Below are 21,614 nucleotides of genomic sequence, written 5' to 3'. Positions count from 1 at the left end.
GAGTCCACAGAGTTAAGCACTCTCATGGAAGTGACCGTTGGCGGCATGGATGCCGCCGTCGAGCCCTCAGGGACGAGTTTACGGCGAGTCACTGGAGTGAGAGTGCTTAACATCAATCCCATCTGCGATACTTTATTCAGTACCCTCACACTGTGATTTACCTGCTTGATAGCAACTGGGTTGACGTGGGCATACGGCGCCGCGGGAGCAAATCAGGCGGGCGTCGTTTTTGATCCCGCGCTCTATCCAGTTGATATTGAGGATTTTTGCGACGCTCACCAGATCGCTTTTAATGTGCTTGGGAATGGTGACTGAACCGCCACTGGCGACACAGGCATCTTTCAAATCGTGGGCGATAGACAGGGCATCTTTGCCTTGGGCTTCAATGGCTGGATTCAAATCAATACCGGCGCAGAGCACATGCGGGTTGCCCGCCGAGTCTTCGACTTTAATCGACTCGCAGCAGTAAATGCGGGGTTCGTTGCCGACGTTTAAAATCGAAATCTGTGCCGAAGTGCCGACCGTTGGCTCGCTGATCATCCTAAATACGGCCCAATGCTGACAAGGATCTTCCACTAGTCGCATATTGCCCCAAGGCAGTGGGATACCGTTGCCACGGTAAACGGCTTTGAGTTTGCCTGGTGCGTAAGCGTCGAAATAATGCCAATGGGGATAAGGAGATACCACTGTCATGCGCCGCATGGCGACCGAGGCTGACACTTGCAGTTGCTTGTGTACTTCAATCTCATAGCCGTGGCGGTCGAGTAATTGGCGATAAGGCACTTTAGGGCACAGCAGCGCACCGGCAAAAAAACTCGATTCAAAGTCACGCCACGCATGCAAAATATCCTGCGCGTTCAAGGTATTGGACTGCATACCCGCCTCTTCATCCACTTCTAATTTGCGGCCTGAGATCATCACACTCTTGAGGCCGTCCTTGTTGTGCAACACGCAATGACCTATGTGCACGGCTAAATCATATTTGAGTCTATTGGGACGATTTTTGAGGATTTTATTTACATAAATCGTGCTCGGCGGCTCAATAAATGAGGTGACCAACTGACGTGAACTCACGCCCATTTCATCGATAACTTCCTGCGGCGTACTGTCTATCCACTTGATTTTTAATCCCATTCCCTTAGCGATATCCAACATATCGTCCAGAGATAAGGGCATACGTTTGAGGCCGACTTCTTCGGCGGCCCGTTCAAGATCGGGGAAATGATTTTGATGGTGTTCTTGATGGGCGCGGATCAATAAATGGGCAAACTGCCGACCTGAGATCCCCGTCTGCGACAGCATTTCTGGTATCGCGATTTGTAAAATATCATTGGAAAACAAAAAGCTGGGTTCGAGCGCCATACCGCTTATGCCACCACGGCGGCCCTTATCTGGCGTAATGGCGCTCTCTTCGGGTACATCGTCGAGGAACCAGTCGGCATCTTTTTGAAAAACCGCGGCGATGACTGCCAGCATTCCGGCACTCGGCACTCGTTTTCCACGCTCGATCATCGACAAATATGACACAGAGGGCGCACTTCCGGCGTCGACTCGAATGCAGCGTGCCGACAAATCTTCCATGGTTAAGTTATTACGTTTCCGTAGGTTACGTATTTTTGTGCCTAGGAAGTGTGATTTTCTCATCAAGCTCTGGTCATTGCGCATTTTGTAAAATTCACAGTGTAAAATTTTTATTGTGAAATTGTAGTCAAAAAAAGACTAGACTACAAATTAAGCAATCGAGAAACGACTCAAGCAAACCAGCGGAGTCAGCAATTCAAGAAATGCTTAACCACTAACCCTTAAAGCGGGCAAGCACTTAAAGCGGACAAGCCAAGTTGAAAACAAACTTTGATAAGCCAAAAGTTAAATCAAAACCCTGAATTTTTAAATTGAAAGAGTGAGAGGAACGAGCGATGAATATGTCAATTATCAAGAGCAACCAGATCCAACCGAATCTAAACAGCCTCATCGCAGAAGAAGTGCTAGCCGTGGCCCAAGTGAATGTCGCCGAGCACGAAAAGATCGCCAATGCGAAACAATTCCTCGACCGCCTCTTTCCACTCAACTCTGGTTCACACCAAGATGTGAGCAGCTATGTGGTTTACTACCAACACCTGTTGGCCTTTTTTGCCGACGGCAGCCACAGTGGTTTACGTCAGCCAAAACAGTTTGTGGCCTTTAACGGCACTAAAGATGCGCCTTGCGCCATAGTGTTGCAGGACCTAGGTTGCCACGTTGAACTCAGTTTCGACCGCAATGGCATGATAGGTGCGAGAGACGTTGCCAATCTGGAAGATATCCAAATCGAAACGTCATTAAACATGGTCGTCGGAACACCAGAGTCACGTTCAGCCGCATCGCGTCATTGGCTCAGCCTGTTACATGCGGGTATGTCCAGCGCTAACGACACCCAAGATAAGTTGTTTACCGCAAAGGATGGCAGCGATTACAACTTGAAAAGTATCGTAAATTTATAATTTCACGCTCTGTAACCTCGCCATTTATAATCCAGCTAAGAAGATGAACTGAGCACAGTTCATCTTCTTCGATTTACCCTCCTGCTTTGCCAAACCTTCTAAGATTCAATAAAACTGATTAACTAGATAAGTTTAATTGATTTTATTGAGGATCATACACACAGCTATAATGCCCTCTTGCATCTGTCTCCATGATCAATCCAATTGATCGCCATTTTGTATCCGTCGCTTAATGTGAAGATCTATGGTTGGAACGATAAAACCGAATCGCTCGAGCCTAAGGCGTTATGAATTCTTCATCGACATCACAGCAAGATAATAAGACTCATCGCATCGTTTTCATCTGTGCGGGCTTGTTATGCCTCGCGCCTTTTATCTCGTCGCCCATGGCGCTAGTGCTCGGTTTTACCTTAGCCAGCCTTGGCTGGGTGCCAGTGCAATGGAATATTGCCGCGCTCACCAAAAAACTCCTGTCTTATTCGATCATTGGCTTAGGGTTTGGGATTAATTTAAACGCGGCGATAGAGGCGAGCACCCACAACTTCGGCTTGATAGTTGGCTCAATCTTTTTCACCCTCAGCTTAGGGTTTGTGCTCACCCGCGCACTGAAATTTGATCATGTCACTGGTCATTTGATTGCCTCTGGTACTGCTATTTGTGGTGGCAGCGCCATTGCCGCAGTCGCTCCGGCCATCAATGCGCGTAACGATCAAACCGCCACGGCTTTAGCCTGTGTATTTGTGCTGAACTCAGTCGCGCTGTTTTTATTCCCCGCACTCGGTCACTTACTCAATATGAGCCAATACGATTTTGGTGTGTGGAGTGCCATAGCCATCCACGATACTTCATCGGTTGTCGGCGCCGCTTCGGCCTATGGCGATGAAGCCTTAAAAACCGCTACCACCATAAAACTTGCCCGCGCCCTGTGGATTATTCCGATCGCATTGGTCAGCGCAGTGCTGTTTGGTGGCGATAAGCGCAAGCTTAACCTGCCGTATTTTATCGGTTTTTATTGTCTAGCTATTGCCGTGGCCCATTGGTTGCCACAATTCCACGCTGTTTATGACACCTTATTTATGGTGTCAAAACGGGCATTAGTCCTGTGTTTGTTTTTGATTGGTGCAGGCATTACAGTGCAGAAAATGCGGGCGAGTGGCCCCAAACCTTTGTTACTTGGGGTCATGCTGTGGGCAGCAATTGGTATCACGTCTTTAGTGTATATTCTTTATTTTCAATAAATATGGTTAGCAAGAAGCCAGTCTACTCTGCCGTTGGCTTCATTCGCCAAGCCCAGCAGAGGACGCCAACAAAGGCGGAGAATTCGATAAGTGAGCGCACGAGTCCTGTGGTTTGCGTCGAAGCGACCAAGGCAATCAGGCAAAACACGATAATCAGCCAGTTTTTCAATTGCATCTTCCTGCAAACTTAGGGGATGCTCATTATTGTTTAGAACTAAAAACTCAGCAAATATCAATTTTCAATAACAAATAGCTATAACAGCTAAGCCAATCCAGCGGCGCTTAAACCGCTATAGGGCATTTGGAACTCGCTACAAAATTGGCGTTGGACGACGCACTAAAAAGCCACTCAAAATCGATAAAATGCAGTAAGCGGTAAAGAAGTAAAAACCGTTTTCAAATTGCGCCTGTGTTTTTAGCATTTCCCCCATGCCACCTGAGGCGTTCCCCGCCATAAAGGTGATGATCAGCGCCACCACAAACACATCGGCCATCGACCACTTAGCGAGTGCGTTGACGACGGCATTAATCCTCAGTTTCAGACCAATCGAACTCACACATTGCTGTGCCAGCATTAAACTCAACTTCAAGGCAGGCACCACCACGCTGAATAACATCACTAATCCTGCGACGAGCCCGTTCCCAGAGTGATAAAGTTCGGTCACCGTTCCCCAAATACTGCGGGTTTTCTGCAACACTTCGACTTCGCCCTTAAGGCTACTCAGCCCCAGCAAACCACTGACCATACTCAGCATACCGCGAGCGCTGTCGCGCCCCGAGTCTTCATCGAAACGTTGAGCAACTTGCTCTATGCCCTGCTCGGTCAGCTTGGCCTTATCGATAGTGCCGCTGATACTCAAAATAGGTTGAGTCACACCAGGGATTAATAAAGCCAAAGATAAGAGAATGATAAAAATAGGAAATAGAGATTTCATAGCACTGTTCATCCCATTGCCAGACTGGAGAAGACATTCAGTTTACGGTTTTTAGCGCAGGCTCTGCAATCGTTCACACCAGCCATCGACTTAGATGACCGGCATTAGAGATAGGATTTGAGGATTAATAGAAAGGCGTTGGATCGATATCCAATGAACTCGGTGACACGCCGCGCTCGATATACAACTCAGATTTTAATAAATCCACCATAGCGACATCTGTGTAACGTTTTACTTTTAAAGAATAAAAGCACTTTACGATTGGATGCAGTGCATCTCTGTCCTTCGAGGCCCAAACAATACCAACGCGGCCGTCCGATAATTCAACTAAGGAACCCACAGGGTAAACACCAATACAACGAATAAACTCATAGACCAATTCTTGATCCAAATGGAATGGCGTCAGACTGAGTAAAATTTTAAAAGCTGCGGCAGGGCTCATGGCCTCTTTGTAACAGCGTGTCGCGGTTAACGCATCGAAGATATCGACGATACAACTCATACGGCCATGGCGGGGGATTTCATCCCCCTTCAACCCCCTTGGATAACCACGGCCATCTAATTTTTCATGGTGCATCAAGCAGATATCTTTACTGATCTGCGATAGACCAGTAGTTTCGTTCATAATTTCAAGCGCATACACTTGATGCAGCTTCATATGTTCGAACTCTTCTGGTGTGAGTTTGCCCGGCTTGTGCAGCACTTTATTATCGACTTTAATCTTGCCAATATCGTGCAAAATCCCACCGACCGCCATTTGCCGCAGCATATCGCGATCCAGCTGTAGATATTTACCAAAGGTTACCAGCAGAAAGGCGACATTCACTGAATGTTCGAGTAGATAGGCATCTTTTGAACGGAGCGCAGACATACATTTAAGTGCATCAGCATCTAACATAACAGACTCAATCATGGTATCGGCTAACGCTTCGAAGGGCGCAACTTCGATGGCTTTACCTTCGAAGGTTTCGGATAACACTTTACGAATAAGATCTTTCGCTTCGGTCAGCATAACCTTAGCTTGAGCTTGTTGCTTATCGCGACTCACTGGCACTTTTCGATTGTCGGTTTGACTATCGTTGGTGGTTTTTTTCTTTAAACCGCAATGCTCTGCCGAACGCTCGGCGTCTACCCAAACAAATTTAATACCGCTTTTGGCCAGTTTTAAAATCGCATCCTTGTGCTTAATTTGTCCAGCATTTGCAATAGCAAGTTGACCTTTATCATTTTTGTCTATGGCACTGACAAACATACCTAATGTCAATTGCGACACAGGTAATTTGATAAGCTCAACTGATTCTGCCGACTCACTCATATCTACAACCCCAAGGATGATGTGCCCGAATAAAATATCAACTTAACCATACGACATAAAAGCGACCTACGCTCAAATGTTCTGTTGTTATTCTTGATTATTATAGAACAGGCGTGAGGGGCATTCTAAGCCGCGCATTAGAAAATCACCATAGACTTTCTTAGTAAACAAAATGCCCTAAACAGTATGCGATGGAATAAGGGCTCAAGGCTTAGGCAAGACCCGTTTCACACTCTCACTTTTTCAATAAATGCTAAAGGGCTAGGCATTCGAAACCAGCGACCATCACGCGCGAAAAGCTCACAACTACCCCACATAACGCTCAGCCATTTCAGTTGACTCTTCCACCAATAAACCATTACGTAAACTCAGTTGCCGTGATACAGCGCTGTGTTCAATACTTCTGTGACTGCTGAGCAAAATAGCGCAACCTTGAGAGCTTAACCGCTTCAGCAAGTACCACACTTTGCCGTAGTAATGCTTATCCATCCCCGCCAATGGGTCGTCCAAAAGCAATACTTTAGGGCGTAAACAGGCGAGTGACGCTAAGGCAATCAAGTGCTGTTGGCCGTAGGATAATTTGTGGGGCGACAGCTGAGCTAAGCTAAATAAATCCAATTCATCCAACATCTGCGCTGCGCGTTCTTTGGGGAGATCAAAACGCCTAAGGCTAAACTGCATTTCGGCGAGCACGCTGGTCTCGAATAATTGCCTACTAGGCCTTTGCATCAGCAGTCCCAACTCAGCGCCATAAATCCCCAACTTAGGTCTTCTCCCGAGCACTTTAAGCGGAATACGCTGCCTAAAATTAAGTACGCCAGCTATGGTTTTCAGCAGACTCGTTTTACCTGAGCCGTTATCTCCCACTAAGGTCACTATCTCACCCGCCTGCAGTTGAAATCCCTGCGGACACGCAAATAATGTAGGACAAGCATCGAACCCAAAATCAAAGGCTTCGGCGCTGACCAAGACTTTACCTAAGTGCTCAAACTTAGGTTGATTTCGCCACGCAGGTGCCTCAACTTGCGGCGCATCGGTCACGGTATAGACGCCTTCGGATAGCTTGCCGGCCTCTAACTGCCAGTAATGCTGAATAATCTCAGCGAAGGCCGAGGCGTTATGTTCAACCAACACTAGCGCCATGCCATCTTGGATAAGATTGCGGAGCACGACCAGCAGCTCACTCACACCGTGATCATCGAGTTGCGCCCAAGGTTCATCGAGCAGTAGTAAATGCGGCTCGCACACCAGTTGGGCGGCAATCATTAAACGATATTTTTGACCGAGGGAAAGCTTGCTGACTTGGGTATCGAGGCGCAAATACAAGCCCACGCGCCGCAGTGCTAATTGCACTTTAGGTAGTATTTGCTCGGCGGGAATACCGAGGTTTTCTAAGGCGAAAGCCACCTCGGCACCAACAGTTTGCCTTAGTAGCTGAGTTTGTGGGTCTTGCATTACCAGACCCGTAACCAATTGAGGATAACGCCAGATGTCACCTTCATGCGGGCGATTTAACACGCCCGCCAGTAGGTTTAGCAGACTCGATTTTCCTGAGCCCGTAGGACCGCTCACGCAATGACATTGGCCAGTGCCAATAGCCAAGTTAACTTCCTGCAATACCGTCGGTAACTGGCTGCCATAGTTGAAGCTAACGCCTTCGAGATCTAAGAGTTTCATGCTATATCTGCCTATAAAGATCTAACGAACAGCCGATGACAAAGCTTCACCCTAGTAGTCTTTTCATTCCCACGGCGAGTCATAGGTTAATAGGCATCTAACTTGTCACGTAGAAAATTTAAGATGTACCAGCTATTGTGGACCGCGATTATTCTGTCTCAACCGAAAAACGTTTAAAAACCAACCTAGATCGACTAATTACGACAAAGGGAAAGTACATTTAACGACTAAGAGACAAAATGTCCACCGAGGGTGACTTATCCGACAAAAAGACCCACTCATGTCACATTTTTTATCAGCGTAAAATGAGACTATGGCGAAAGTCACACGCTGGGGGCTTACATCTTGACACTCTAGACCTTGGCCTTTAATTTGAGCGAAAGATTCTTATTTACAGGCTGAATCAACTAAAGGTAAATGACTTGAAAAAGAGTACATTAACCTGAGTCGAATTTATTAACGCTGACAGAGTGACCTTCAGCTTTCGCCTTCATCCCTTATCTTTGCTTTGGAGTTCTATTTGCCCGTTCATGCCCTGTCTGAAGACCTTAAGTCTCTCATCGACAAACTCATTCAATTAAAGCAAGTTCCGCCGACGGAGCCGATAGTGCAGTTGTCGCTAAATACTGTCGCAATGCCTTTAATTTCATGGTTGGCATCGCAGACGCAATTTCCGCGCATCTACTGGCATGGGCGTGACAGAATCGAAGAAGTAGCGGCGATTGGGGCATGTAAAGACTTCAGATTTGAAACCGGCATTAACGATCAACAACTGGCCATGGCCTACCAAGAGCAGCGAGCCTTATCGACGAATCAAAATATTCGTTACTACGGCGGCGTTGCCTTCGATCGCACCATAGAATCTTGGCCAGAGTTCGGTAATAGTCGCTTTATCCTGCCGCGCATTGAATTTAGACGCAGCGGTAGCAAGTTTAGTCTGTTGGTGAATCTTAATTTTGCCGAAAATGATCACCATAGCGAAATCGACAAAGCCATCGCCGCTATCGAAGCTGTGATGCCCGCTAGACCACTCTCGCCGCCGAAGAAAATCGTTCCTCTTGGCCGTAGTGACAAGCCCAATTTTGAACGCTGGAAAACCTTAGTCAAACAAGTAGTCGAGCCTAAGTTCAATCAAGATACACCTAAAGTGGTGTTATCCCGTTTAACCCAGCTCGAAGTGAACGAACCTATCGATCCTTGGATGGTACTGGCATGCTGGCAGGGACGTAATCCCAACAGCTTCCAATTTGGCTTTCAATTCAGTCCAGAACGCACCTTTATCTCTTGCTCACCGGAGCGTTTATTCCGCCGCCGTCAGCAGGAATTATTCACTGAGGCACTTGCAGGTACGACAGTACGCGGCCTCAATCAAGAAGAAGATATTGCGCTGGCGAATGCCTTGCTAGAAGACAACAAAAATAGCGTTGAGAACCAACTCGTTCGAAGCCACATAGTGAATATGCTCACACCGCTGAGTAATTATGTTGGCGCCGATGAATTAGCGACCATCTTTAAACTGAATCATATTCAACATTTACATCGCGCAATTCGAGCCGAATTAAAACCGGGCGTGAATGATTTCCAACTGTTGCAAGCGCTGCATCCAACCCCTGCTGTGGGTGGCTTACCGCGGCATTCGGCATTGAACTTTATTCGTCAGCGTGAAGGTTATATTCGTGGCTGGTACGCTGGTGCCTGCGGTTATTTCAATAAATACGAGAGTGAGTTTTCAGTGGCAATCCGCAGTGCGTTGATCGAACCGGGTCGGATTAACCTATTTGCGGGGGCGGGAATTATTGCGGGTTCTGAGCCCGAAGCTGAGTGGCAAGAGCTTGAAAATAAACTCGCGACTATCATGTCGATTCTGTTCGAAATGTAATAAGCCTAAGACCTATTTTTCACCATCAACCCTTCGTTTTTCAAGCGTTTCAAGGTAAAGCTTGTCCTGCTCTCCCGAATCGATTAAACGCTTATGTGCAAGGTCAAAATGTTGTTTCAGCATCTGGCCTTTTTCAGTGTTTGCAAAGGCAAAATAGGTTTCGGCCTTGAGTACGCCTTGAATAATCACAAAATTTTGTGGCGCCTTCAGCTTAGGCACATACATAAGCAGATTAGATTTGTAATCCAGCACTGCATCTATGCGTCCTGCGTTTAAGCTATTGAGCATAGTCAACATATCGCTGCTTTCTTCATAGTACATAGGTACAGGCGTCAGCATATTGTATCGATAGGCCAACATGGCCTGAACCCTTTTATGGGATAGACTTTCAAGCCCTGTCCAAGTCGCCGCTAACTCGGGGGTGACCGCTACATCGATAGAATCTACTTCAACCGTATTCTCAGTTAGCAGCGCCTTTTTAGTATCTCCTTTATAAACACTGAGGGTGATATCGGTACGATTGTGCTCAACAAGATATAAACTGCGGGCAAAGGGCATAAACTGCACCTTGAGTTGCCATTCTGGCTCAGGGAAAATCCGTTGGAGTAACTCGAAGTAGTAACCCGTTTCATCACGATTGGCAAAATCCTCCCACGAAGCCGTCGCCACATTGACAACTATCGGCTGGGCGGCATAGATGGATACAGGTAACATGGCTAAAAGTAAGCAAAAAATAGCAAAGAATCGTCTCATGGTTATCCTCCTTCGACGTACTCAAAGTGTAGAAGAGTTTTCATTCTATGCGTACATTTAAACAGCAGGCTTGCATCTTAAAACTCGGCCACTATAATGGCGACCCGATTTCGCCTCGCTGCGATCGGTAATGTTCGGTGATATTGTCGTAAACATAATAAATTGAAAATTAGCGGGTTCCCTCACCCCGCCCTACACAACTAAAAAGGCCACATATGTTAATGTTAACCACAGCGCAGCTTCGCCGCGCCTTATTCCTATTAGTAGGATTCCACATACTGATTATTTGCGTCAGCAACTACTTAGTACAATTGCCATTTCAGCTATTTGGTTACCACACAACCTGGGGTGCATTTAGCTTTCCATTCGTGTACTTAGCCACAGATCTCACTGTCCGTATTTTTGGCCAACAAGCCGCACGTAGCATCATACTCAAAGCTATGATTCCCGCTTTGATGATTTCCTACGTGATGGGAGTTGTGTTCCATCAAGGTAGCTTCCAAGGCGCTGACTCACTTGCAGAATGGAATACCTTTGTGTTCCGAATCGCTTTCGCCAGCTTTGCTGCTTATTTGATTGGCCAGTTAATGGATATTAAGGTTTTTGCCCGTCTGCGAATGAGCCGCTCTTGGTGGGTCGCGCCTGCGGCATCGACCTTAGTGGGTAATTTGGTCGATACCTTAGTGTTTTTCAGCATCGCCTTTTACGCATCTTCCGATAGTTTTATGGCGGCCAATTGGCCCGAAATCGCCACTGTCGATTACGGTTTTAAGCTGATCGTGAGCTTAGGTCTTTTCCTGCCTGCCTACGGGGTTTTGCTAAAAGTCTTACAAGACAAGATTTTGCGCACCAATCCGCAAGAATCAATTTCCTGATTAACTCAACTGGCCAGACCTGTTATAATTTAACCAGTTAATAGCTCAGCCCTGCTCCTGTTAACGCGCGAGTGGGGCTGATTTTTTATGAGAGCAAGCAATGTATTCTATCGAAATAAAAGCAGAGTCAGGTTTGACTCCCGAGTTAACCACTCAGCTTATCCAACTTAGTCAACAAATCCCTGAACTCGATCGTCCACTCACCAGCGAAGTGTTAAATCTGCGCTTACAGGGCAAGAAGTGTTTGATCTTAGTTGCGTATGTGGAAGGTGAATTGGCAGGGTTTAAACTGGGTTACGAGCAAGAAAATGCCATCTTTTATAGCTGGTTAGGTGGCGTTGCCTCCGACTTTAGACGTTTAGGCTTAGCGCAGAGTCTACTCGAATATCAAGAAACTTGGGCACGCCGTCAAGGTTATAACCATATTCAGGTGAAAACGATGAACCGTTTCCCTGCGATGCTTAATTTGTTGATCAGTAATCAATATTTAATTACCGAGCTCAACGCCGATCCTAAAAGCTTAGTCGACCATAAACTGCATCTACGTAAGTCGATCTAAACCGTTAATGGATGAGAGCGAAACGATATTTGTAAAGATGTGCACTTTTTTCAATAAATAGCTTGCAAACACAATTGAGAATGATTATCGTTAGCGTGCGTTCCAAAACTCATCTTTAACAACGATGACTGGTAATCGACGTTGTTACGGAGCTCCTGAGTTTGCAAGCACGACATTGCTCACACACACTCTTTGTGGCCGGATTCATCATCCGGCTTTTTTTTTGCCTAAAATTCGGTGATGCAAAGCCACATAAAGTAGAACCAACAACTGCAGCTATATTTTAATGACAGGTAATCAATCGAATACGGCAAGCTGCCATATCTCACTCGGCAAAACTCATCGGTAAGCTAATCGGCAGACATATCGCTGTAGTTGCCCGCAATGTGTAATCCCTCGTAGGGATTGTTTTGCTGATCTTCCTTCGCCTCATGGTACAAGCCTATGGTAAATAACGTACCTTTACCTAAGGTTGAACTCACTTCTATCGTGCCACCAATCCGCTTAATAATGCCGTAACTGAGCGAAAGCCCTAAACCAGTGCCATCCTTACGCGTGGTGTAAAAGGGGTCGAAAATCCGCCCTAGCTGCTCTGGTGCTATTCCAGAACCTTCATCTTCCACTTCGATTTTGACGCCAATCGGCATATCTTGCTGCACCCAGTCATAGGTTCGCACCCAGATACGTCCTTTACCGTCCATCGCATGCGCCGCATTTACTACCAGATTAATCAAGACTTGCAGCAACTGCGGTCGATTGACCTGCACTGGACAACTGGCGTTTAACTCAGTGATCAAAACTACTTCTTGTTTCTGAATCGAATGCCGCACTAACACCAGCATCTCTTCAATAATGGGGGTAATCGGATGCATTTCTAACGGGGCGTTAAATTCGCCCGGACGACTGTACTGCAACAGGCTGCGGATAATGGTACTGATCCGTCCCACCTGTTGAATAACGAGATCAATTTCTTCTTTTACCACTTCGGCGTTATCGCCAAGCTCATAGCGCAGTAACTCCATGTTGCCGAGGATAACGGCGGTCGGATTATTGATTTCGTGGGCAATACCAGCGGTCAACTCGCCCAGAGCGGTGAGCTTTTCGTTGGTGACGAGCTGTTGACGCGTTTCATTCAGTAACGCCACGTTACGTTGCAACTCTAAGGTTTTGTCCTGTAAGCTGCGGGTACGCTCTTCGACCTTCATTTCAAGCTGCTCTGCTGCCGCTTGGATCTGGGCATTTCGGCGCTGCAGTAAATCGAGCATACTGTCGAACTGCTCGGCCAAGTTCGATAACTCGTTATCCCTATCTAACCCTAAAGCGCCGATACGAATATTGCGCCCCGACTGCACCGCTTGAACAACGTGGTGGATACGCTCAATCGGCTGCAACAAGCTATAGGCGCCGCGATAAACCAGCAAGCCCGACACCAACAGAACCAACATTAGAATCGTGCCCAGCTCTATGATATTGAGTAAATAATTGTGGATAAAAGGTGACTCAGAAAACCCCGTATAGATCATGCCGACACGCTGGCCGCGAATATCTTCCAAGGGAGCGTAAGCGGATATAAACCAATCATTAAACACAAAAGCGCGGTCGACCCATTGCTCGCCTTGGGTTAACACTTTTTCCTTAACCTCCTCCGATACTAAACTGCCCAGCGCGCGACCTTGCGTCTCGTTGCCCGTGGGATAAAAGTGCAATGGTACGTTAGTGGAAATACGGATGTTGTCTAAGAAGATGGTCACAGTGCCGATGGAGCGCTCGGGTAAGGTGCCCTTGTCATACACCAAATCACGAATGTGATCGACAATCCGCGTGTCACGATTAAACAGAATGCCACCATCCAGATACCAAGCCACTTTACCTTGCATATCAGGCACGGGTAGCAGACTACGGCTTAATAAACCGCGTTCTTCAACGGTTTTAGTCGGGCTCTGCGCCCGCAAGGTCGCGACAATCGGGATGCTCGCAGTGATCGCCAATTCGGGGTCTATGCGCGCTAAACGCTCTGGCGGTAGCACCATCAAGCCGGAATAAGGTAATAAACCGTTTATCTTTGGGAGGATCTGCCGTAAATCAGGGTCAGCGGCCGCTTCGGCGACAGTGACGAGACGCAGATAATCGAGGTTAAGTTGTTTTTTCTGTTCGAGGAGAAATGCGTCGAGACTGGCTCTGTGGATGACTTCACCAGTTAATTCTTTACCACTGAAAAGTGGCCTAAAATCATTTTGAAAGGTCCAAGACGTTACCACACGTTCGAGTTGTTTTTCTTGGCGTACTTGCACTTGCTGCAAGGTATTTTCGGCAACAGATAAGTCAGCTTTAACCTTCATAAACAGCTGCTTACCTGTATAACTGATATTCCAGTAAATAGTGATAAACACTAAACTCACCAGTGTCAGTAGAATAGGCAATAACGTCAGGATTAATATGCGATAGCGCACCTTGGCCTGCATTTGCTGCCAACTGACCCCAAAAAAGTGAGTGAAGAATGACACCCTATGACTCCTGTTCGCCGCTGAACTCAAACCACTCTTTATACTTGCGATCTAAGGTCTTACGCGAAACACCTAAATCCCTCGCCGCGGCAGACTTATTGCCCGAATGTAAATCCACCACGCTAGTCACATGGTGTTTTTCAACTTCTTTTAATGGCCAATCCAATGGGTAACCCGATGTCGAGGAAGAGTCACTCTTAAGTTGTTGTTTCCAATATTCCGCCGGCGGTTTGCCCAGCAAAATACAGCGCTCAATCATATTGCGCAGCTCACGAATATTGCCCGGCCACTCGTGTTGTTGCAACTTCACCATGTCCTCATGGCTCCACACGACTTCTCTAACCCCTAATTCGGCGGCGAGTTGACGGGTGAAGTGATGGGTTAACTCGACCACATCTTCGGGTCTGTCACGTAATGGCGGGATTAAAATATCGAGCACATTCAGTCGATAATATAAGTCACGGCGGAAATTCCCCGCATCTACTTCATCAATCAAAGTGCGGTTGGTGGCCGCGATCACTCGCACATCGATGTTCACTTCTTTCTCGCTGCCCACTGGGCGAATCGCTTTTTGCTCTAATACTCTGAGCAATGCCGTTTGCATTATCAGTGGCATTTCGCCAATTTCATCGAGGAAAATCGTCCCGCCCGAGGCAAAACTGAATAAACCTTCACGATTACCTTTGGCGCCAGTAAATGCGCCAGCGGTATGACCAAACAGTTCACTTTCGAGCAATTCAGGAGCGATAGAGCCACAGTTAACTGGGACAAAAGGTCCCTGACGTCCACTGAGTAAATGTAGTTGGCGTGCAACTAATTCCTTACCCGTACCCGACTCACCTTGGATCAGCACAACCGCATTGGTCGGCGCCACACGTTCGATAATATGTTTCACCGACTTCATGGCCTCACTGCTGCCAATAATGGTCGATGAGTAACCGATTGAAACCTCACGGCGCAGCATCAAGTTTTCGCGTTTGAGCAGGCGGCGTTCGATACAACGATCGACCGCTGTCATCATCTGCTCAAGGTGGAAAGGTTTCATGATGAAGTCAGACGCACCCGCGCGCAGCGCGGTAATCGCCACTTCCATGTCAGCATAGCCGGTCATAAAAATGATGTCCGAACGACGACCCTGCTCATCTAGCGCTTCATGCCATTCGATACCTGAGCGGCCTGGCAAGCGAATATCGACGATCAGTAAATCGAAATGGCAGCGGCTACGGAGCTGCTCCGCATCTTCAATACTGCCTGCTGTTTCGACTAAGGCGAATTTCTTCGAGAGTGCCTTATTTAAAAAACTGCGCATTCCGGGTTCATCATCAACAATCAGTACCGATACTGCCGATGGAAGAGGCTTGAGGTTATTATCTATCTGGCTCATATTGTCTGCTTCTGGACATTTTGACTCATTTGCGACCAATTCTAGCACTGAAAATAGATGAATAGGTCACTATGAACCACAGGAAGTAGGTGCTGAGACAATTTGTCTGTAGAGTATTTGTTAAGCTTGGGATCAAGCTCACAAATTAGGTTAAGCTGTGAAGAAAATGACCGCATTCTCAGCTTGGCATCTAATTTGCTTTCAACCGAACGTATTACAATTTACGAGACCTTCCACTCAGTAGGCATTTGAGTTGGAATCCTATTTTTCGCCAAGGAGTACCCATGCTAAACATGAAATCTCATATTAAGTCACTACTGGGCCTGGTTGTTGCAGCCAGTATGTTCACCGTTTTACCCGCTCACTCGACTGAAGTTATCAAGTTAGCCACGACCACCAGCACTGAAAACTCAGGCCTATTAAAAGAACTGTTACCTAAGTTTGAAAGTGAATCTGGCTACAAGGTTCAAGTTATCGCCACTGGTACAGGCAAAGCCCTGAAACTGGGTGAGCAAGGTGACGTGGATTTAGTTATGACTCATGCGCCAAGTGCCGAAGCTAAATTCGTCGCCGACGGTTTTGGTGTTGAGCCCCGTGGCATCATGGAAAATGATTTCGTGGTACTGGGCCCTAAAAATGACCCAGCAAAAATCCGTGACAGCAAAAATGCCGAAGAAGCCTTCGCTAAAATAGCCAAATCAGGCGTACCTTTTATCTCTCGTGGTGACAATTCAGGCACTCATATCAAAGAGTTAGAAGTATGGAAAGCGGCAAGTGTGACACCCGATTTCAAAGGTTACACGTCAGTAGGTCAAGGCATGGGCAAAACCCTGCTAATGGCAAATGAAATGCAAGGTTACACTCTGTCTGACCGTGGTACTTTTGTAGCGTACAAAACTAAGCTAGATCTTGGTGTTGATTTCGATGGCGGCAAAACCTTAGCTAACCCATACCAAGTTATTCTGATCAACTCTGCTAAGTACCCAGATCTAAACCACAAAGGCGCTAAAGCATTCAGCGACTGGTTGATCAGCAAAGAAGGTCAAAGCATGATCAATAACTTCAAAGTTGAAGGTGAGCAATTGTTCAAGGCAACTTATAGCGAATGAGCGACGGCTGGCTAGCACTGTTACAGCAGGCGTTAAGCCTGCTGTTTTCTTTAGACCCAGACGTTTGGTCCATCATTTCGATCTCGTTTTCGGTTTCTTTCGCGGCGCTGCTCATCACGCTGGTGCCATCTATGGTACTTGGCTTTGTGCTAGCGTTTGCGCCATTTCGCGGCAAATGGATAGTCACGAACTTAGTGCAAACTCTGCAATCTATCCCCACTGTCGTTATCGGTCTGCTGGTCTATTTACTGCTCACCCGCAATGGTCCACTGGGCGATCTAAAATGGTTATTCACCCAAGAAGGCATGATCCTCGGGCAAATGTTGATCTGCGCGCCCGTACTGATTGCGATGAGCCAAGCCGCCTTTACTAGCGTTGACCGTAGAGCATGGGAAACCTCACGCACTTTAGGTGCTTCTTGGTGCAGCGCCGTATGGACAGTCTGCCGCGAGCTACGTATGCCCTTACTGCTGGCGATTGTCGCGGCATTTAGTCGCATTTTGACCGAAGTGGGTTGTTCTATGATGGTCGGCGGTAATATTTTAAACGTAACCCGTAACATACCCACAGCTATCGCACTCGAAACCAGCAAAGGCGACTTCGCCCAAGCTATCGCCCTCGGGCTAGTGCTGCTAATCTTGGCCTTGATCCTCAACTTTGCCCTCGGTGGTTTACGCGGCAAAGCCATGCCAAGGAGCCATTAAGCAATGACTAAGGTCAAACTGATCGCCCGTGACTTAGAAATGTCCTTCGGCGCGCGCCTGTTATTCAAAGCGGACGCATTAGCGCTCTGCCAAGGGGATGTGATTTATCTGCAAGGCGACAACGGCACAGGTAAATCGACCTTGATGAAAATTCTTGCGGGCTTGATGGCGCCAACGAAAGGCAAAATTGAGACTGTGGGTTTTGCCCAAAATGCTTGGTGGCGACGCAATCCATTATTAGGTAAAGCCGTTTATTTGCACCAACATCCTTATTTGTTCGACGGCACAGTGGAATATAATCTCACCTATGGGCTGAATTTCAGTTCAGAAACAAAAGCCAAGGCGAAACAACGTATTACCCAAGCGATTGAGATGGCGCAGCTAGGGTCGCTGCTACACGCCAGAGCCAGTAATCTCTCTGGCGGCGAAAGACAACGGCTCGCCATTGCGCGCGCTTGGATCCTACAACCTAAACTGTTAATGCTCGACGAACCGACCTCCAATATGGACAAGGATTCCCAAGAGCTAGTATTAAAAATGATCCAACAACTCAAACACGAAGGCACAGGTATGTTGTTGAGTAGTCATCAGAATTGCGCGTTAACCTCCATCTGCGAACAGCAGTGGCACATAGAAGGCGAACGAGTGACGACCTCTTATCAACACCCAGAATCTTTGCCAGCACAGGAGTCTTTATATGTCATCGCAAATTGATGCCGTTATTCTCGCCGGTGGCATGGCGCGTCGCATGGGCGGCGACGATAAAGGTCTCGTCGAATTAAACGGCGAAGCCATGATTAAGCACACAATAGACAGAATAAAACCTCAGGTTAAGGAGATCCTGATCAACGCAAATCGCAACCAAACACGTTATGCTGAGTTCGGTTTTAAAGTGATAAGCGATGAACATACTGGTTTCCTCGGCCCTTTGGCGGGAATGATCACCGCAATGGGGCAAACGGATGCAGACTACTTATTGGTGGTGCCCTGCGACTGCCCACTGCTACCAACCGACCTTGTGCCGCGTATGTTGGCGGCGATTAAGGCCGAAGATGCAGAGCTCGCCGTTGCCAGTGATGGCGAATATGAGCAACCCGTCGTCTTACTACTAAAACCCAGCTTACGTGACTCGATGAAGGCATTTCTTGAGGCGGGTGAGCGTAAAGTGGACTTTTGGTATGCCAAGCATCACTTTGTCGTTGAGTCTTTCGCCGACCAACCTAATGCCTTTGTGAATGTGAATACGCCAGAACAAAAACAAAGATTGGCCGCAGAGATAAACCAAAGCTAAGGCTTAAATTTCCCAGATTAGAGGTGCAAATGAGTACTCCCTTCGTCAATCCGCTATCTATTCCCGTTCTCGGATTTTGTGCCTACAGTGGCACGGGGAAAACCACCTTACTCAAGCAATTGATCCCCGAATTAAATCAACGTGGTCTGCGCTTAGCCGTGATCAAACATGCGCACCATAATTTCGACGTGGATATTCCCGGCAAAGACAGTTACGAAATGCGTAAAGCGGGTGCGCGGCAAATGCTGGTCGCCTCCCACGTGCGCTGGGCGCTGATGACAGAAGATGCACGCGATGGCGATCCAGAGTTAGTCCATTTGCTCAAGCAAATCGAAGCCGACAAAGTCGATATCGTCCTCGTCGAAGGCTTTAAAAAGCTCGCATTACCTAAAATTGAATTGCACCGCGCCGCCCACGGCAAACCTTTTATCTACGCTCAAGATGAGAATATCCTCGCCATCGCCTGTTGCGATGACACTCAGTTGCCAAACGACGCAATTCCAAATGAGCTGCGCCGACTCGATCTCAACAATGTCAGCCAAATTGCCGATTTTGTGATGGAGTACGCCCAAAACTGGGAGGCGCCACTTAAATACCCGATTTCAGCCGTGGATGCCTGCACCATAGGCGACAACAAAAACCTCAGCGTCAGCCAAGGTTTAGCTCAGATTCTATCCCATGTATCCCCCGTGGCAGAAGTCGAAGAGATTGACTTAGACGCCTTAGATAACCGCGTACTGGCCAGCGACAGTATTTCTCCCGTCGACGTGCCGCAACAAACCAATTCGGCGATGGATGGCTACGCCTTTGTCTATCAAGACCCCATGCCTGCCACCTTAAAACGGGTGGGTGAGGTCCTTGCTGGTCATCAATATTCGGGCACGCTTAACGTCGGCGAAACCGTGCGTATCATGACGGGCGCAACAGTGCCTGCAGGTGCTGATACAGTGCAGCCTCGAGAGCTTGCCAAGGAAGTCGACGACAATGTTAGCTTCGACGGTCGTATTCTGGCGGGGCAACACGTTCGCCTCGCGGGGGAAGATATCGCCCAAGGCCAAGTTGCCCTCGCCAAAGCCACTCGCCTAAGCGCCGCAGAACAAGGTTTACTGGCTTCACTTGGGCTCAATCGTTTGAATGTCTATCGCCGCCCAACCGTTGCCGTTTTCTCCACCGGTGATGAAGTAAGCCAACCTGGCGAAGCACTCAAAGCCAACTGCATCTATGACTCAAACCGCTTTACCATCAAAGCGATGGCGAAACGTCTTGGCTGTGATGTTATCGATTTAGGCATTATCGAAGATTCTGAAACCGCACTCGAAGCGACGCTCGCTAAAGCCGCCACCCTTGCCGATGTTGTCATTAGCTCTGGCGGTGTATCGGTCGGTGATGCGGATTATATTAAAACCGTACTGGCCCGCTTAGGCAAAATCGATTTTTGGCGGATTAGCATGCGTCCGGGTCGACCCCTCGCCTTTGGTAAAATCGGTGATAGCTTATTCTTCGGGTTGCCGGGCAACCCTGTGGCGGTAATGGTCACTTTCCTGCAGTTTGTGCAGCCCGCTTTACGTAAATTGGCGGGTGAAGTGAACTGGCAAGCACAGCTATTCCCCGCAATTAGTGATGAAACACTGCGAAGCCGCCAAGGTCGCACCGAATTTATTCGCGGAATTTTTCAGCTTGGTAAAGATGGACGCCTGCACGTGAGCAGCACGGGCAACCAAGGTTCTGGGATGTTAAGTTCAATGGTCAAAGGGAATTGTCTCATCATCATAGGCGATGATGCAGAAGCCGTGAATGCAGGTGAAACTGTGTTTATTCAACCCTTTGCGGATCTGCTTTAAGATCCAGTGAGTTTTTATGAGTCTAATGGTGGATTCCTTTGGCCGTAAGGTCGAATATTTACGGCTCTCGGTCACCGACCGCTGCGACTTTCGCTGTGTCTATTGCATGACGGAAGATCCCTGTTTTCTGCCAAAGGACCACGTACTCCACCTCGAAGAATTAGCTTGGATTGCCCAAGCTTTTACCGAGCTTGGTGTGACTAAAATTCGCCTGACTGGTGGCGAACCCTTGGTTCGCACCGATTGCGATCAGCTAGTGAGCCTGCTTGGCAAACTGCCTGGGCTGACAGATTTGTCCATGACAACCAATGGTTCAAGGCTGACAAAATTCGCTAAGCCCATGTTTGCTGCAGGATTAAAGCGCCTCAATATCAGCCTAGATACTTTAAACCCCACATTGTTTACCCAGTTAACACGTAACGGCAAGTTAGACAGAGTCATCGATGGTATCGATGCCGCCATTGCGGCGGGCTTTGAACGTATCAAGATTAATGCGGTGATTTTAAAACAACAGAACGATAATGAAGTCATTGATTTAGTTGATTTCTGCCGTGACCGCCGTTTAGACATCGCCTTTATCGAAGAGATGCCACTTGGCGAAATAGATGAGCGTAAACGCGCCCGTCATTGCAGCAGCGATGAAGTCAAAGCCATCATAGAAAGTCGCTATCCGCTGCAGCTATCTAACAAACGTACTGGCGGTCCAGCGCGGTATTACACTATGGCCGACAGCCCAATCCATATCGGCTTTATCTCACCCCACAGTCACAACTTCTGCCACGAATGTAATCGAGTGCGCGTCACAGTTGAAGGCCAATTATTGCTGTGTTTAGGAAATGAGCATGCCGTTGATCTCAAAAGCATAGTCAGGGAATTTCCCGCAGATATTGAGAGACTTAAAGCCGCTATTCTCGCGGGCATTAACCTCAAGCCTAAACAGCACGACTTTGGCAATCATCAGGTACAAATCCTACGTTTTATGAACGCCACTGGCGGTTAAGCATCACCCCTCAATCGCTTAAGGGCTAGCATCTCAATTTTGCCGTGATAAACTCGAAGCATCACCCCAT

19 protein-coding genes are annotated in these 21,614 nt (G+C 47.6%); 11 read left to right on the top strand and 8 right to left on the bottom strand.

Translation table 11 applies throughout. The features are described from left to right. Window positions 1-132 precede the first annotated feature (132 nt). A complete protein-coding gene (locus tag Q4Q50_RS03020) occupies window positions 133-1,665 on the bottom strand; it encodes a DUF3612 domain-containing protein (RefSeq protein WP_311898309.1) in 1,533 nt (510 codons plus the stop codon). Between the two features lie 251 nt (window positions 1,666-1,916). Here Q4Q50_RS03020 and Q4Q50_RS03015 point away from each other — a divergent pair, with 251 nt between their 5' ends. Both Q4Q50_RS03015 and Q4Q50_RS03010 read left to right on the top strand, forming a co-directional pair. Then, window positions 1,917-2,480, top strand: a complete 564-nt coding sequence (locus Q4Q50_RS03015) for an aldolase/citrate lyase/malate synthase family protein (protein ID WP_012090627.1) — start codon at window positions 1,917-1,919, stop codon at window positions 2,478-2,480. Window positions 2,481-2,767: 287 nt separating this feature from the next. Next, window positions 2,768-3,718, top strand: coding sequence for a YeiH family protein (locus Q4Q50_RS03010; protein ID WP_220591524.1), 951 nt, complete (start codon window positions 2,768-2,770; stop codon window positions 3,716-3,718). Between the two features lie 22 nt (window positions 3,719-3,740). Here the strand turns inward: Q4Q50_RS03010 and Q4Q50_RS03005 are convergent, their stop codons facing one another. The 4 genes from Q4Q50_RS03005 to Q4Q50_RS02990 form a co-directional block, all read right to left on the bottom strand. Continuing rightward, complete coding sequence (locus Q4Q50_RS03005) at window positions 3,741-3,887, bottom strand: hypothetical protein (RefSeq protein ID WP_086014207.1); 147 nt, start codon at window positions 3,885-3,887, stop codon at window positions 3,741-3,743. Window positions 3,888-4,029: 142 nt separating this feature from the next. Beyond that, window positions 4,030-4,665: a paraquat-inducible protein A gene (locus Q4Q50_RS03000; protein ID WP_012090633.1), complete on the bottom strand. Its 636-nt coding sequence runs from the start codon at window positions 4,663-4,665 to the stop codon at window positions 4,030-4,032. A 112-nt stretch (window positions 4,666-4,777) separates the two neighbouring features. Then, on the bottom strand, window positions 4,778-5,968 hold the full coding sequence (locus tag Q4Q50_RS02995) for an HD-GYP domain-containing protein (protein ID WP_311898308.1): 1,191 nt from the start codon (window positions 5,966-5,968) through the stop codon (window positions 4,778-4,780). A gap of 306 nt (window positions 5,969-6,274) precedes the next feature. Further along, window positions 6,275-7,645: an ATP-binding cassette domain-containing protein gene (locus Q4Q50_RS02990; RefSeq protein ID WP_311898307.1), complete on the bottom strand. Its 1,371-nt coding sequence runs from the start codon at window positions 7,643-7,645 to the stop codon at window positions 6,275-6,277. Window positions 7,646-8,165: 520 nt separating this feature from the next. Between Q4Q50_RS02990 and Q4Q50_RS02985 the strand changes: the two genes are divergently transcribed. Further along, window positions 8,166-9,524, top strand: coding sequence for an isochorismate synthase (locus Q4Q50_RS02985; RefSeq protein WP_311898306.1), 1,359 nt, complete (start codon window positions 8,166-8,168; stop codon window positions 9,522-9,524). Between the two features lie 12 nt (window positions 9,525-9,536). On the opposite strand, the gene Q4Q50_RS02980 is transcribed toward Q4Q50_RS02985, so the two are convergent. Further along, entirely contained in the window at window positions 9,537-10,277 is a 741-nt protein-coding gene (locus Q4Q50_RS02980) for a substrate-binding periplasmic protein (RefSeq protein WP_311898305.1), read from the bottom strand. A 215-nt stretch (window positions 10,278-10,492) separates the two neighbouring features. Here Q4Q50_RS02980 and Q4Q50_RS02975 point away from each other — a divergent pair, with 215 nt between their 5' ends. After that, window positions 10,493-11,152, top strand: coding sequence for a 7-cyano-7-deazaguanine/7-aminomethyl-7-deazaguanine transporter (locus Q4Q50_RS02975; RefSeq protein WP_106648874.1), 660 nt, complete (start codon window positions 10,493-10,495; stop codon window positions 11,150-11,152). A gap of 100 nt (window positions 11,153-11,252) precedes the next feature. Beyond that, a complete protein-coding gene (locus Q4Q50_RS02970; RefSeq protein ID WP_311898303.1) occupies window positions 11,253-11,711 on the top strand; it encodes a GNAT family N-acetyltransferase in 459 nt (152 codons plus the stop codon). A 350-nt stretch (window positions 11,712-12,061) separates the two neighbouring features. On the opposite strand, the gene Q4Q50_RS02965 is transcribed toward Q4Q50_RS02970, so the two are convergent. Next, window positions 12,062-14,215 carry a sensor histidine kinase gene (locus Q4Q50_RS02965; RefSeq protein ID WP_261273201.1) on the bottom strand — a complete coding sequence of 718 codons (2,154 nt, stop codon included), beginning with the start codon at window positions 14,213-14,215 and terminating at the stop codon, window positions 12,062-12,064. Window position 14,216: 1 nt separating this feature from the next. Further along, complete coding sequence (locus tag Q4Q50_RS02960; RefSeq protein WP_311898301.1) at window positions 14,217-15,599, bottom strand: sigma-54-dependent transcriptional regulator; 1,383 nt, start codon at window positions 15,597-15,599, stop codon at window positions 14,217-14,219. Window positions 15,600-15,883: 284 nt separating this feature from the next. Here Q4Q50_RS02960 and Q4Q50_RS02955 point away from each other — a divergent pair, with 284 nt between their 5' ends. From Q4Q50_RS02955 to moaA, 6 genes are read left to right on the top strand one after another with little or no spacing between them, the layout of a single operon-like run. Next, on the top strand, window positions 15,884-16,708 hold the full coding sequence (locus tag Q4Q50_RS02955; protein WP_311898299.1) for an ABC transporter substrate-binding protein: 825 nt from the start codon (window positions 15,884-15,886) through the stop codon (window positions 16,706-16,708). Continuing rightward, window positions 16,705-17,412 carry an ABC transporter permease gene (locus tag Q4Q50_RS02950; RefSeq protein ID WP_107402989.1) on the top strand — a complete coding sequence of 236 codons (708 nt, stop codon included), beginning with the start codon at window positions 16,705-16,707 and terminating at the stop codon, window positions 17,410-17,412. Before Q4Q50_RS02955 ends, Q4Q50_RS02950 begins: the two co-directional genes overlap by 4 nt. Before the next feature lie 3 nt (window positions 17,413-17,415). Further along, window positions 17,416-18,126 carry an ABC transporter ATP-binding protein gene (locus Q4Q50_RS02945; protein ID WP_115335872.1) on the top strand — a complete coding sequence of 237 codons (711 nt, stop codon included), beginning with the start codon at window positions 17,416-17,418 and terminating at the stop codon, window positions 18,124-18,126. After that, window positions 18,110-18,703: a molybdenum cofactor guanylyltransferase MobA gene (mobA, locus tag Q4Q50_RS02940; RefSeq protein WP_311898297.1), complete on the top strand. Its 594-nt coding sequence runs from the start codon at window positions 18,110-18,112 to the stop codon at window positions 18,701-18,703. The genes Q4Q50_RS02945 and mobA overlap by 17 nt, the downstream gene beginning before the upstream one ends. A gap of 29 nt (window positions 18,704-18,732) precedes the next feature. Further along, window positions 18,733-20,544: a bifunctional molybdopterin-guanine dinucleotide biosynthesis adaptor protein MobB/molybdopterin molybdotransferase MoeA gene (locus Q4Q50_RS02935; RefSeq protein WP_311898296.1), complete on the top strand. Its 1,812-nt coding sequence runs from the start codon at window positions 18,733-18,735 to the stop codon at window positions 20,542-20,544. A 16-nt stretch (window positions 20,545-20,560) separates the two neighbouring features. Continuing rightward, window positions 20,561-21,544 (top strand): GTP 3',8-cyclase MoaA, encoded by a 984-nt coding sequence (gene moaA, locus Q4Q50_RS02930; RefSeq protein WP_311898295.1) that lies wholly within the window; start codon window positions 20,561-20,563, stop codon window positions 21,542-21,544. Window positions 21,545-21,614 lie beyond the last annotated feature (70 nt).

The sequence above is a fragment of the Shewanella scandinavica genome (assembly GCF_031932065.1).
Classification (GTDB): domain Bacteria; phylum Pseudomonadota; class Gammaproteobacteria; order Enterobacterales; family Shewanellaceae; genus Shewanella; species Shewanella baltica.
This window is presented reverse-complemented; position numbering and strand designations above follow the sequence as displayed.